The sequence below is a fragment of the Tianxiuia mixotrophica genome (assembly GCF_050596425.1).
GTDB lineage: Bacteria > Bacillota > Clostridia > Peptostreptococcales > Acidaminobacteraceae.
Genome location: NZ_CP192292.1, coordinates 4,104,674 through 4,119,326, shown reverse-complemented (window position 1 = coordinate 4,119,326; position 14,653 = coordinate 4,104,674). Strand labels below are relative to the sequence as shown.

The following is a 14,653-nucleotide window of genomic DNA, read 5'->3' as shown; positions in this document are numbered from 1 at the left end:
TCATACTTTCCGGTATGAGGTTTTTTAGTGCTTGTAAAGGAGTGTTTTAAAATGCAAAGTAACAATACAAATGTAAGAATGCTCGTAGAAGGCGGTATTCTCATCGGATTGGCATATATTATGGACATGGTGAGATTGTTTGAAATGCCTCAGGGCGGATCAATTACGCTGGGATCCATGATTCCAATACTTATATTCGCCATCCGTTGGGGGGCAAAACCAGGTGTAATGGCAGGTCTTGTCTTTGGAACAATGCAGTTTTTACTGGGTCCAAAGTTCTCATTCCACCCTGTTTCAATTCTATTTGATTACTCTGTGGCGTGGGCGTGCCTCGGAATCGCTGGCGCTTTTAGAGGGTCTTTACCTAAAATGATGACAGGGGTTGCGCTCGGTATTTTTGGAAGATTTGTTTGCCATGTTATATCAGGTGTGACGATATGGGCATCTTATGCACCAGAAGGCATGAATCCACTTTTGTATTCTGTGACTTACAACGGAACTTACCTGGGTGTTGAAGCCCTGATTGCCATTGTGGTTTTCTCAGCACTCTATAGCCCGCTTAAGTCTTACATGGTTCAGCAGGCTTAAGACAGAACTTAAAGTTTAATAAGAAGGTTGGATTATCCTTCAAATAAAAACAGGTCACTGATGACAGAGGTATCAGTGACCTGTTTTTTTGCTGTATAGGGAAATGACAGGAATTTCTGGTTGATTATAAAGTCGAAAGGGCATCAGACTATTGCCAAGACCACGACTAACAACCATCTGGGAGTCTCCCATTTCATAAAGTCCCCCATCGTACTTTGGAAAGAGTCCCTGGTCAGGTGCTATGAGTCCGCCTATAAAAGGAAAGCGAAATTGACCACCATGGCTATGTCCAGACAGGGCCAAATCATACTTAGCCTCTGCGTATGCCTCAAACTGCTCTGGTCTGTGACTCAGAAGTATATGATACTGATCTTTGTAAGTAAGGTCTTTCGAAGCGTCTGAAAGTCTGTTTAGCATAAGTTCGTAGTCATACTGGCCCATAAAATCAGCCCTGTCAGCAATGCCACTTATGGTGAATGTGCCAAGATCATTTGAAATGTTGACCGTTTCATTATTGAGCACAATAACACCAAGAGTCTCTAGCTCCGCTCTTAAGGCAGAGGCGCTTCCGTGCCAGACTTCGTGGTTGCCTGTGACATAGGCTGTGGTGGCAATATCAACACAAGCTTCCATAAGTCTTGTTGCAGGTTGTTTTTTATAGTGTCTCCTATCGATGACATCACCGGTCATGACAATGAGATCAGGGTTTAAATCCTGGATCTTTTTTATAAGACGGGATTGATTTTTTCCAAAAGATTTATTGTGTAGGTCTGACAAGTGGATGATTCTATATCCATCCAGTTCTGCTGGCCACTTGCTTGAATGAAGGGTGTGTTCACTCACTTCAATGAAGTTATTGCTGTAGTACAAAAATGCAACAATGAGTAAAAAGGCCGTAATCCATTTATTCATATTGATCACCTCATGCATAGGATATGCATTTTAAGTGTCCCCTGGGTGGTTTATTGATTTCAATTTGGTTTCATTTTAAGGCACACACATTCTAAAGGCACACACAGTTTAAACGAATACATATTTTAAAGGAATACATATTTTAAGGTTACGATCTGATGATATGACGCTCACTAAGGGCAAGGGGATGCCTAAGCGTATTTTTTCATTTCTGCGGCTTCCACATGGTTTCGACCATTCTTTTTAGCCACGTAGAGGGCTTCGTCAGCAAAGTTGATTAGGCTTCGAATATCTTGATTTGCATTGTCGCTGTTGACTTCAATGACCCCAACACAAATGGTTTGCCTAAAGTCTTCTTTGCCCCACTTATGATGACTCACTGAAGTTCTGAGGCGGTCGGCAATGAGCATACCCTGGTACAGGTCCGTTTCAGGCAGTATGAGTATGAACTCTTCACCGCCATATCTGGCGATGGTATCAAAGGATCGGAGTTGTTGGGTGGTGATTTCAGCAAAGCCTTTTAACACTTGGTCTCCGAAGAGGTGGCCATAAGTGTCGTTGACATTTTTGAAATGGTCAAGGTCTATAATGGCAATGCAACACTTTGAGGCGTACCTTGAAATTCGCTCCAGTTCAGCATTAAGAATGCGCATCATGGATCTCTTGTTATGGACCCCGGTGAGGGGATCTGTGAAAGTTAGCTGTTCAAGTTTGTGAAGACGTTTTTTAGCTCTATTTTTAAAATCCTCCACCGTGCTGTAAAGGACTGTTAAGGTTATGCCAACAGCATAAACCAGGAGCATGAGGGCGAATAATCGACCTGTTGGATCAGGATCGTTCAAAGAGATCGATACGAGTTGCAGGGCGATATGTAGCCTGTATATCATAAATCCCAATTGGCTTAGTAGAATGACAAACAAGCATAAGTGATGGAATTTTTTAAAAAGACGCCATGTCATTATGGCATTGAAAGCACCGACAGCCATTATAAAGCCAGCCCCCAGACTCATTGAAATCATTAAATAGGGGATATTGGGCACAAGGTATATAAAAAGAAAACAGACCACAAAGCTTATGACCACAAGGGCAAGGAGTAACTTTCGATAGGAATCTTTCTTATTTTTCCATATAAGTCCAAAGACACTTAGACCAGTGCCGCTTAAGAAAAACAGACAAAATAATATTAGGCGTGTGGCCACTAGAAGTGTTGTTTTACCACACTGGATAAGGATGGCCATGCCTATAAGAGAAAAGCCTGCTGAAATCCACTGGACAGACTTCTTTTGCATGGAATGACCCATTAAAAAAAGAACACTGGATGAAAAAATAAATATAAAAACGAGTGCAAATTGTATTGTGAATATGTTAGGTGGACGTAGGGCATCCATAAAAAAACCTCCCCTTTCGAGATATTTTATCACGGCAGGAGAGGGCATGACTATATTTATCAAATTATTTATACTGCAATTGGAACAAATTATGATAAATGCCTTCATGAGAAAGGAGTTCATCATGGGTTCCAACCTCCCGAATCTCGCCCTTATGGAGGACGATGATCTTATCGGAGTTTTGAATGGTTGAGAGTCTATGGGCCACAACAATTGTTGTCCGGTCTCTGACAACCTTGTCTATAGCGTCTTGGATAAGCTGTTCTGTTTCTGTGTCGATGTTGGCAGTGGCCTCATCCAGTATAAGGACATCTGGATTAAAGGCAAGGGCTCTTGCAAATGACAAGAGCTGTCGCTGTCCAGCTGAAAGGGTGGATCCCCGCTCCTGGACAGGTTCGTCATAGCCACCAGGCAGTTTTTTTATAAAGGGGTCAGCGTTGACATGGCGTGCCACAGATTCCAGGCACTCCATTGGCATATCCCTTTGGTTGAGACGAATGTTGCCCTTAATATCTCCTGCAAAGAGGAAGACGTCTTGAAGGACCATACCAATTTTTCCACGCAGGTCATCGAGGGAAAGGGTCTTGATGTCAAAACCGTCTACTAGAATTTGTCCTTTTTGAATGTCATAAAAGCGGTTAAGAAGGGATATGATTGTGGTTTTGCCTGATCCTGTTGCACCGACAAAAGCGACGGTATCTCCTGGCTCAACCTTAAAACTCACATCTTTAAGAACCCAGTTGTCTTCATCATAACTAAACCATACGTTTTTAAACTCAATTTCACCCCTGAAGGGTTCGAGACGAATAGGGGCGTTCACTTCCTCTATGCCTTCATTGGTGTCGAACAAGAGGAAAATACGTTCCGCTGAAGCCATGGCGCTTTGAAGAATGTTGAACTTTTCGCTTAGGTCAAATATGGGTCTGTAAAACTGCTCTGTGTAGTTTATAAAGGCAAAAAGCACACCCAGTTCAAGAGCCCCTTGTAGGGCCTTGCCGCCTCCGTACCAAATGAGTATGGCCAGGGTCAAAGAATAGATCAGGTTCATGGTTGGCCTAAAAATAGCAAAGACACGGATTTCGTCAAGGGAAACTTCAAGGTGTTCGTCGTTTACCTTTTTGAAGGCATCCTTTATGGCAGCTTGCTGGTCAAATATTTGAATGATTTTCATGCCAGATATGTTTTCAGACAGGGCTGAATTGATCTTGGCGATTTTAACCTTAACAGCTCTGTGGGCTTCTCTGGCCTTCATCCTAAATCGCCATGCGGCAAGACCAATTAGAGGAAAAGTGATCAGACTGACAAGGGCCAATTTTGCATTTAGGGCAAACATAACAAATATGGTTCCACCAAGGAGCAGAACATCCTTAAAGGCATTGATGAGGACATTGGTGTACATGTCGCTGATGTTTTTCATGTCATTTGTCACCCGAGTAACAAGTCGTCCCACTGGATTTTTATCAAAAAAGGACAGGCTTTGATGCATGAGGTGATTAAAGAGGGCCTGACGCATTTCGTATATTTGTCTTTGTGCAGCATAGTTTAAGAGCAGGGCCTGAAGGTAGTTGAGTAAAAAACCACCGACTAGGATTATCACAAAAGTCATAATCACTTTCATGATGCCATTAATATCTGCCACACGAAAGGCATGATAGTCATCCTCTGTTAAAGTTGTGAGGTGTATTAAGTCTTCATCAGCATAGAGTATATTGTTTTCAATTTGACGGGTGTCAATATCCGCATTGCTTGGAATAACACCACCGGTTAAGTACTGGTTGCCTTCATGCATAAAGAGTTGGTATTTCATTTCTGGGTCTATGAACTGTGCCCAGGTTACGCCATTTTCTTTGAGTGGATTTAAAAATTCAGCCAGGGATCTGTCTTTTGAATCATTCTTTGCAGATCCAGGTGAGAGACCCTTTAAAGCCTTTTCTATATCTTGACCCTTTTCGGGGTCTTGTGATTTTAAATAATCTACAAAGTCATCTTGAATATAGGTCCTCAATTCACTTTCTCTAACAAAATACTGGTCATTATATTTGACAACAGAAAGCTTGTCTGGATCATGGGGCAGGGCTTCAATCGATGAAACCATGGGTTCTTCCCAGGCGTTGATGTAGTCGTCAATAACAACCTTTATAAGGTATGGGCGAACAAGGTCAACCGCTGTGATGAAAAATAAAAGCAGTATACATATAATAAAGACCGGTAAGTAGGGTCTTGTGAACTTGAATAGACGTTTAAAGAGGTCTATGTCAAAGGACTTTTCTATTTTTTGTTCTTCATGGATATTCTGATTCATGTTTTGTCCTCCTCGCAATCAATTTTATGCTTCTTCTTTATGCTTCCTTCAGGATCTGTTCTTCCAGCATTTGTTTTTTGTGCATATCTGCATAAATGCCTTGGTTGATTACGAGATTGTCATGGGTGCCTGACTCAACAATTTTCCCTTCGTCAATCACCACGATGTGATCAGCATGGCGAACAGTTGATATTCTATGGGCTATAATAATGGTTGTTCTGTCAGATGTTTGTGTTTTTAAGCCTTCAAGCAGTCTGTCCTCTGTTTTGGTATCCACCGCAGAAAGGGCATCATCAAATATGAGGATGGGTGGTTTTTTCACAAGGGCACGGGCGATTGATAAACGCTGTTTTTGTCCGCCAGAAAGGTTGACACCTCTTTCACCGAGCATTGTTTCATAGCCTTTAGGAAAGGACTCCACTTCCTTGTGGAGCTGAGCGAGCTTGGCAAAATCTATAACTGTTTCACGGCTGGCCTCGGTTCCTGAAAATAGAATATTGTTGTGGACACTTCGAGAGAAGAGGAAGTTGTCTTGGGGAACAAAACCGATGGCTTGACGTATTTGTGAAACGGGATAGTCTGTGATAGACCGACCGCCAATTTCAATTTCCCCCTCATACCCATCAAAGAGTCTAAGAAGCAAATTGGTGATCGTGGTTTTACCTGCTCCAGTACGGCCAACAATAGCCAGGGTCTTGCCGTTTTCGATTTCAAAGCTGACCTTATCAAGAGCTGGGTGGTTTGCGCCAGGATAGGTATATGTGACATCTTTAAAAGCAATATTATAAGTTTCTACTGGCAGATGACCAACCCCCAGGGTTTCTGGTTTGAAATGGCCCTTGTCTTCTTCATAAGCGGGTTCTTCATCAAGGATTTCACTAATTCGGGAAAGAGACACAAATCCACGTTGCATCATATTCACAAGCCAACCAATGGCCATCATAGGCCAGGTGAGCTTGGCAAGGTAGGTTATGAATGATACGAACTGGCCTAAAGTCAGGCCACCATCAATAACCATTCTGCCACCAAAAGCTAGGGCGACCACAAGGCTTAGGGCTGAAATAAGAGAAACAAGGGGGAACATGACACTCCATATTCGGACAAGAGACATGTTGGCCTTGTAATTGTCTTCGTTAAAAAGTCGAAAATTTTCAAGTTCGCTGTCTTCTTGAACAAAGGACTTGACGATTCGAATGCCTGAAAAGGCTTCTTGGGTTTTGTCGGTTAAATGGCCAAAGGCTTCCTGGACACGTTTGAATCGCTTTCTGATTCTAAAACCAAGAAGGGTGACAGATATGGCTATGATAGGCATTGGAAGAACTGCCAATAGGGTGAGCTTCCAGTCCAAATTGATCATCATTATGGCCAGGGTCATAATGGTCAGAAAAATGGCATCTGTAATCATGACAATACCGATACCAAAGGCCATACGAACAGAGTTTATATCGTTTGTGGACAGGGCCATTAAGTCCCCGGTTTTATGGGTATTAAAAAAGGATGTCGGCAGGGTTTCAAGATGAACAAATAACTTTTGTCTAAGCCAGGCTTCAAGGCGACGGCTGGATCCAATGATAAGCATGCGCCAGGAAAATCTTCCAATGGCAACACCGGCTGCAATTCCTAGAATGATGGCCATATACTTGTAAAGTACGGTGGCATTTGCCCGACCCATTAAGAGGTCATCAGTCAAATAACCGATGATTCGTGGTGTAATCAGCTGTAGACCGTCAATTAATATAAGTATGAGTATGCCCACTATGTATTTCCATTTGTTTTCCTTTATAAAGGGAAGTAGATGTCTAAGACTTTTCATGTGCCCTCCTATTCTGATGATGACAGTTTTTTGTCAGTTTGCATTTAAATCCGAACAATATAGATATGCTAACGAGCTGACTTAATCTTCTAATTTTGTGAGTATTCCTTAATTATACCCTAAATTAATAATGAGCGTCATAAATTCCTGAATAAAGTCGAGGCATTGATAAAACTCTATCAATGGATAAATATTTTGTAATAGGTCAAAAAAACGAACAATTTTGGTTGACACGCCAAATAAGATTTGTTATTGTGTTTAAAACCAAAAGATAGCTGAAGAAATCACTCGTATAATCTCGGTAATATGGACTGGGAGTTTCTACTGGATGACCGTTAATCATCCTCTCTATGGGTGGGAATTATAGTGTGCCAATTTTAATGGAGATAATCCATGGAGTCTGCATGCTTCGTTTCCCCTATAGATATTCCGAATAAGATGACCATTGTTTATTGACTCATCAGGGAATGTGGAAACGGAGTGCGGGCTTTTTTGATTTTTTGAACGTTCTGAATATGAACCCGTGCACAGGTCGTATTCGACAATAGAGCGGAGCTGAGCTCAACGTATCGATTGGATTTTGAAATGAGAGAGCAAAATCCTGAGTGAAGTAATCGAAGTAAACAACCTATGCATTTGAGGAGGATATCGATATGGAAGGCAAAATTATCAAAGAGGGACTGACGTACGACGACGTTCTTCTGGTACCACAAAAATCTGACGTTTTACCGAACGAAGTGAGCCTAAAAACAAAACTGACTAGTAAAATTGTTCTTAACATTCCAATCATTAGTGCGGGCATGGACACGGTAACAGAATCACAGCTTGCCATCGCAATGGCTCGTGAAGGTGGTATTGGAATTATTCATAAAAATATGTCCATTGAAAAGCAGGCGCTTGAAGTGGACAGAGTTAAAAGATGTGAGCACGGGGTTATTGTTAATCCATTTTTCTTACATCCAGAAGACAAGGTGGCAGATGCACTGGAAATTATGCAGCGTTACAGAATTTCAGGTGTTCCTATTGTGGATGCAGAAGACACACTTGTTGGCATTATTACGAACAGAGACATCCGCTTTGAGGGTGATCCACAAAAATTCATCCATGAAGTGATGACAAGTGAAGACCTAGTGACAGGTCATGAAGGCATTTCTCTTGTGGATGCTGAGAAAGTTTTAAAAACGAGAAAAATTGAGAAACTTCCCCTTGTTGATGAAAACAACAAGCTGAAGGGTCTTATTACTATAAAAGATATTGAAAAAGTTGTCATTTATCCGAACAGAGCGACAGATTCACAAGGTCGTCTTCTAGCGGGTGCGGCAGTGGGTATTGGTTCTGATATGCTTGACCGGGTGAAAGCGCTTTATGAAGCAGGTGTTGATGTTATAGCCCTGGATTCTGCACATGGTCATAGTCAGAACATTATTAATGCCGTGAAAACAATTAAAGAGAAATATCCAGATCTACAATTGATTGCGGGCAATGTGGCAACAGCGACTGCAACAGAAGATCTTATTAAAGCGGGTGCTGACTGCGTCAAGGTGGGAATCGGCCCTGGATCAATTTGTACAACACGTGTTGTAGCAGGTGTTGGTGTTCCGCAGCTTACAGCGGTTATGGACTGTGCTGAAGTTGGTAAAAAGTATGGCGTTCCAGTTATTGCCGATGGCGGCATTAAATATTCTGGTGAACTGCCAAAGGCCATTGCGGCGGGAGCAGACACAGTTATGCTGGGCTCTTTATTTGCAGGCACAGAAGAAAGTCCTGGAGAACTTGTTATGTATCAGGGACGTTCTTTTAAAGTATACCGCGGCATGGGCTCGGAAGGGGCTATGTCAGCAGGCAGTGGCGACAGATACTTCCAGAACGATACAAAGAAATTCGTTCCAGAAGGTGTTGAAGGTCGTGTGCCTTATAGAGGTAAAATCAAAGATATGATTTACCAGCTTATTGGCGGTTTGAAATCAGGTATGGGCTACTGCGGCACACCTGATATTCCATCACTGAAAGAGAATGGTCGATTTATTAAGATCACAGGTGCTGGTCTCAAGGAATCCCATCCACATGATGTTCAAATCACAAAAGAGCCACCTAACTATTCCATTCAGAATAGATAGTCAATAAATTTGTATATATCGTGTCATCATGACCGAGAGTGCCCTGTTCATCCTCCCCGTTTGAACAGTCTGGGGCATGACGGCGCGATTCGGCCTACAATACTTAACTTGAAAACCATGGTTTTTAAGGTAGGCATTGCAGGTTAAATTCATTAAGAATGGCTAAATAAATGTCTCGTCCAAGACTCGTCCAAAATTTATTTAGCCTTTTCTTAATGCTAAATCCAGGTTAAAAGCTATCCATTTCGGTAGAATTGGATAACAAATGCTTATAATAAACATATGTTTTAGAATATATTCCGCTGGATGCCTTGGCATGACAGTCTGGAAACATTGAGTGATTAAGAGTCCATTAATAATGAGTAAAGCAAATGGAGGCGAACATGCAGGGAAGAGAAACAGTACTGATAGTTGACTTTGGTGGTCAATATAACCAGCTTATTGCACGACGTGTACGTGAAGCGGGCGTTTATAGTGAAGTGGTGTCTTGGAAAAATGCACTGCCCAAGGCTAAGGAATTGATGCCGAAGGGTATTATCTTCACAGGCGGTCCAAACTCTGTTTATGCAGAGGGCGCACCAAGCCTAGATAAAGAAATTTTTGAACTGGGTGTTCCGGTTTTAGGCATTTGCTACGGTATGCAGCTGATGAGTCATGTTCTTGGTGGCAAGGTGGCTAGAGCCACTGAAAGAGAGTATGGAAAAATCCTACTCAATGTTAAAAAGGATGACAGCCTATTCAAAGGCATTGAATCATCGCAGTGCTGGATGAGCCATAATGACTATGTGGAGAAGGCACCAACAGGCTTTGAAGTGATTGCTGACACTGATAACTGTCCAGTTGCAGCTTTTGAAAACAAGGAAAAGGGCCTGTATGGGGTTCAGTTCCATGCTGAAGTTGAGCATACACCGTTTGGTCGCCAAATGATCACAAACTTCCTTTATGAAGTGTGTGGATGTGCTGGTGACTGGGATATGGGTGATTTTGCAAAACGTGAGATTGAAATTATTCGCGAAAAAGTTGGTGATAAGAACGTTCTTTGCGGTCTAAGTGGCGGTGTTGATAGTTCTGTTGCAGCGGTTATGGTCCACGAAGCAGTGGGTGACCAACTGACGTGTATTTTTGTTGACCACGGTCTTCTTAGAAAGAACGAAGGCGACGAAGTTGAACACGTATTTAAAAATGAGTTCAACATGAACTTTATTCGTGTGGATGCCAAAGAGCGTTTTATGAATCGTCTTGCTGGTGTGTCTGATCCGGAAACAAAGCGTAAGATTATCGGTGAAGAATTTATTCGCGTGTTTGAAGAAGAAGCAAACAAGCTTGAAAATATTGAGTACCTTGTACAGGGCACTGTCTATCCTGACGTTATTGAGTCAGGCACAGACACTGCAGAAGTCATCAAGAGTCACCACAATGTTGGTGGTCTTCCAGAAGACATGCAGTTCAGCCTGATCGAGCCCCTTCGTGACCTCTTTAAAGATGAAGTGCGTAAGGTTGGCCTTGAAGTGGGTCTTGCAGATAAAATCGTTTGGAGACAGCCTTTCCCTGGTCCTGGTCTTGCCATTCGTATTCTGGGTGAAATCACTGAAGAAGCCCTTCACCTTGTTAGAGAATCAGACCATATTCTAAGAGAAGAAATTCGCCTAAATGGTCTTGAAAGAGAAGTGTGGCAGTACTTCACAGTTCTTCCTAATATCCGTTCAGTGGGTGTTATGGGCGACGAAAGAACATACTCGCACACAATCGGTATTCGTGCTGTAACATCTGTAGACGGCATGACATCAGACTGGGCGAGACTACCATACGAAGTGCTTGATAAGATTTCAAGCCGTATCGTAAATGAAGTAGACAACGTAAACCGTATTGTTTACGATGTAACTTCTAAGCCACCTTCAACGATTGAGTGGGAATAAATAAAAAAAAACAAACCAATCCCTAAGACAAACCATTGTGTTTTGTCTTAGGGATTTTTTAGTTGCATATATCATGTGAAATAAAGCCAAGCTAGGCTGATTTCAGGTTTAGTGAGACCACAAGTGGTCATGGTTGTATTCACTAAAAATAAGTGAAATTCATAAAAATATAACGATTTATAAATAAAAGATACCAATATGGAAATAGTGTATTATAATAGAATGTAGGACTAAAGAACTATTTTCGTGCTCGTGTATGGGCTATAAACGAGCGATCAATAAAGGGGTAATGGATATGTATATGGCAAGACAACCTATTTTCAACAGAGAATTAGAGGTATACGGTTATGAGTTGCTTTATCGGTCAACAAGCGAGGCTTTTGCCTACTCTGGAAGAAGTGGACATTTATCAACAGCTTCAGTGCTAGGAAACCTATTTGAAAACGGTATTTCCAAAATTGTTGAATTATTTCCATCGAGTCATTTAATCGTTGAAGTTCTTGAAAATGTGACTGATTCAGAAGTGGTTTGCAGTAAACTCATGGAACTGAATAAGAAGGGGTATACCATTGCCCTTGATGATTTTCAAAAAGACTATCATGCCTACAGTCTGTCCAAGATTGCCAGAATTATTAAGTTTGATCTCCTGGCCACACCACTTGAAACAGTAAAAGACCTAGTTCATGAGGCTAAAAGAAATGGGAAAATACTCCTAGCTGAAAAAGTGGAAACCAATGAAGTTTATGAAATGGCCAAAGCTATGGGTTTTGATCTTTTTCAAGGGTATTTTTTTTGCCGTCCCAAGAACGTAGGAAAGAGTTATAAAAAATCAACCACAAAGAATCAGTATCTGAGAATTCTTGGGGAACTTGAAAAAGAGGAACCCTGCTATCAGAGGCTGGCGGAGATCATAGAAATGGATGTCACAATGTCTTATAGGGTTTTACGTGTCGTCGGATCAAGGTATAGTGACGATTCTGTATATTCTATAAAAAAGGCCCTGACATATATCGGTCTCAATGAATTGAAACACTGGATCAATGTTCTTATGGTACAGGAGCTTTGTGTGGATAAACCCAATGAGTTAATGCGCCTTTCCTTAATAAGAAGTAAGTTTGCCGAGTTCATAGCCCTAAGGTCAAAGTACCGAAATGTGAAATTTGAAGCATCCCTTCTAGGTCTTTTTAGTTTAATAGATGCTATTTTAGATGAAAAAATGGAAAGCGCTCTGACGGATTCAGCCATATCCACTCTCGTTAAGGAGGCCCTAATCAAGAGACAAGGCCCCTTCAAAGACCTTATTGAGATAATAATTGCTTATGAAAAAGGTGATTGGAAAACTGTTCAAGCCTACTCAAAAAAATTATCAATTAAACAAGATGATCTATTAGAAGACTATAAACATGCCATTGAGTGGGCTCATACAGTTTTACTGTTAATATAGCAATAAAACTCTAGGTGTATAGGGGGCGTTGTTTGGAGTGTTGGTAAATTCCCCAACATTTCAAGGCCCTAATACCGAAATGAATTGCTAAATGTGAAAAAAAGTTCACAAATACCAGGAAAAAAATTTCCCGAATTTATTAGAATTGATTGTATTATCCGATTGTTTTAAATTATCTTAAAATTTCTGTAATCCGCTTGTAATGCGGTCTTAAGATAGAATAAATATAAATATTAATAAATTGGCACAGGTCTTGCTTTATATAATAGACGTAACGGAGTGAGTTGATTCATGCATCACAAAGTTATACCTCGGCTTGATGAGGTGTTGGCTATCATATTTAAGAGTCTATTATAAGGGGGATCTTAATGGCTCAGTTTATTGATTTTCTTAACGGAATTATTTGGAGTAAAGCACTTGTATTCTTATGTCTTGGTGCTGGTATCTTTTTCTCAGTACTAATGAAGTTTCCACAGGTACGTCTTGTAAAAGACATGGTTCAACAGCTATTTGCTGGTGACGATTCTGACTCAGGCGTTTCTTCCTTCCAATCATTTGCTATGGCACTTGGTGGACGTGTTGGTACAGGTAACATCGCCGGTGTTGCATCTGCAATCGGTTTTGGTGGTCCTGGTGCAGTATTCTGGATGTGGGCAATTGCCTTCCTAGGCGCTGGCTCAGCTTACACAGAAGCGGCTCTTGCACAGGTTTACAAGGATGAAATGGATGGCCAGTATCGTGGTGGTCCTCAGTACTACATTGAAAAGGGTATTGGTAGTAAGCCATTCGCAGTATTATTTGCAATCTCTGCAATCGTAGCGGTTGGTATTTTCCTACCTGGTATTCAGGCTAACTCTATTGCATCTGCAATGAACAACGCATTTGGTATTCCAACAATGGTATCTGGTCTTGTTGTTGCAGCGGCACTTGCTGGCGTTATCTTTGGTGGCGTTAAGCGTATTGGTAAAGTTGCTGAAATTCTTGTACCATTTATGGCGATTGCATACATCATAATCGCACTTGTTATTATCGTTATGAATATTGGTAAAGTTCCAGCGGTATTCTCATTAATTCTTACAAATGCATTCTCTTCAAAGGCTGCTTTCGGTGCTATCATCGGTCAAGCAATCATGTGGGGTGTTAAGCGTGGTATCTACTCAAACGAAGCTGGTCAAGGTACTGGCCCTATGGCAGCGGCAGCGGCAGAAGTTTCTCACCCTGCTAAGCAAGGTCTTGTACAGGCATTCTCAGTTTACGTTGATACACTGTTTGTATGTTCTGCAACAGCATTCATGATCCTGATCACTGGTATGTACAACACATATGACGGTGCGGGTGGTTATCTATACGAAAACCCTGCACTAGGTGGTGCAGAACCTGGCCCTGTTTTCACACAGTCGGCTGTTGATACACTTGTTCCTGGTCTTGGTTCAATGTTCGTAGCGGTTGCACTTCTATTCTTCGCATTTACAACGCTACTGGCTTACTACTACTATGCTGAATCAAATGTGGCTTACCTAGCACAGAAGATGAAAAACCACAAGGCTGTATTCAACGCAACACGTGTTGGTATGCTTATCATGGTTGTTGTTGGTTCTATCAACTCAGCTGGTACAGTTTGGGCACTTGGTGATGTTGGTGTTGGTCTGATGGCATGGTTAAATATCGTTGCTATTCTTATCCTTACAAAAACTGGTATCGCTACACTTAAAGATTACGAAGAGCAAAAAGCTCAAGGTCTTGACCCTGTCTTTGACCCTCGTAAACTTGGTATCAAGAACGCCGATCTATGGGTAAGAAAACTTGAAGAAAAGAAGAAAGTTTCTTAATCAACGAGCAGGTTAAATAGGTTAAATAAATAATTGAAGTCTGTTATGACTTTGTAAGGGCTGTTGGGCAACCAACAGCCCTTATTTTTTTATAAACTTATGTGAGAGTGTATCCTGAAGACTTAAGTATGCTATGGGTCTAGGGTTTGAAATACACATATAAGGCAAATATGACCTGTGCTTTAATGCTCTATTGAGAACAATCTAGTGCGGAATGAGAAAAAAATTGCTCGCAACATTTCCAATATAAGACAGTATATGTTTAGTTGTTTACACTTCAAACGCTTGTAGAATTGCAAATCTATGCCCTCACCATATCTTGTATAGATATTTAAGAATCAAAA

At 41.3% G+C, this 14,653-nt stretch carries 9 protein-coding genes and 1 riboswitch; of the genes, 5 read left to right on the top strand and 4 right to left on the bottom strand.

Features of this window, described 5'->3' with window-relative positions; all coding sequences use genetic code 11:
• Positions 1-51: 51 nt before the first annotated feature.
• Positions 52-588 carry an energy-coupled thiamine transporter ThiT gene (gene thiT / locus ACQ4KW_RS18310; RefSeq protein WP_430883877.1) on the top strand — a complete coding sequence of 179 codons (537 nt, stop codon included), beginning with the start codon at positions 52-54 and terminating at the stop codon, positions 586-588.
• A gap of 72 nt (positions 589-660) precedes the next feature.
• Here the strand turns inward: thiT and ACQ4KW_RS18305 are convergent, their stop codons facing one another.
• From ACQ4KW_RS18305 to ACQ4KW_RS18290, 4 genes are all read right to left on the bottom strand, one after another.
• A complete protein-coding gene (locus tag ACQ4KW_RS18305; protein WP_430883876.1) occupies positions 661-1,500 on the bottom strand; it encodes a metallophosphoesterase in 840 nt (279 codons plus the stop codon).
• 191 nt (positions 1,501-1,691) lie between these two features.
• Entirely contained in the window at positions 1,692-2,888 is a 1,197-nt protein-coding gene (locus ACQ4KW_RS18300; RefSeq protein ID WP_430883875.1) for a diguanylate cyclase, read from the bottom strand.
• Positions 2,889-2,952: 64 nt separating this feature from the next.
• Complete coding sequence (locus tag ACQ4KW_RS18295) at positions 2,953-5,190, bottom strand: ABC transporter ATP-binding protein (RefSeq protein WP_430883874.1); 2,238 nt, start codon at positions 5,188-5,190, stop codon at positions 2,953-2,955.
• A 37-nt stretch (positions 5,191-5,227) separates the two neighbouring features.
• On the bottom strand, positions 5,228-7,003 hold the full coding sequence (locus ACQ4KW_RS18290) for an ABC transporter ATP-binding protein (RefSeq protein WP_430883873.1): 1,776 nt from the start codon (positions 7,001-7,003) through the stop codon (positions 5,228-5,230).
• A gap of 268 nt (positions 7,004-7,271) precedes the next feature.
• A riboswitch (purine riboswitch) is annotated at positions 7,272-7,374 on the top strand.
• Positions 7,375-7,656: 282 nt separating this feature from the next.
• Here ACQ4KW_RS18290 and guaB point away from each other — a divergent pair.
• The 4 genes from guaB (at position 7,657) to ACQ4KW_RS18270 (ending at position 14,309) form a co-directional block, all read left to right on the top strand.
• On the top strand, positions 7,657-9,120 hold the full coding sequence (gene guaB / locus ACQ4KW_RS18285; RefSeq protein ID WP_430883872.1) for an IMP dehydrogenase: 1,464 nt from the start codon (positions 7,657-7,659) through the stop codon (positions 9,118-9,120).
• Positions 9,121-9,503: 383 nt separating this feature from the next.
• The gene (gene guaA / locus ACQ4KW_RS18280; RefSeq protein WP_430883871.1) at positions 9,504-11,036 is read left to right on the top strand and encodes a glutamine-hydrolyzing GMP synthase; all 1,533 of its coding nucleotides are present in this window, start codon (positions 9,504-9,506) and stop codon (positions 11,034-11,036) included.
• 295 nt (positions 11,037-11,331) lie between these two features.
• On the top strand, positions 11,332-12,480 hold the full coding sequence (locus tag ACQ4KW_RS18275) for an EAL and HDOD domain-containing protein (RefSeq protein ID WP_430883870.1): 1,149 nt from the start codon (positions 11,332-11,334) through the stop codon (positions 12,478-12,480).
• Positions 12,481-12,848: 368 nt separating this feature from the next.
• Complete coding sequence (locus ACQ4KW_RS18270; protein WP_430883869.1) at positions 12,849-14,309, top strand: alanine/glycine:cation symporter family protein; 1,461 nt, start codon at positions 12,849-12,851, stop codon at positions 14,307-14,309.
• Positions 14,310-14,653 lie beyond the last annotated feature (344 nt).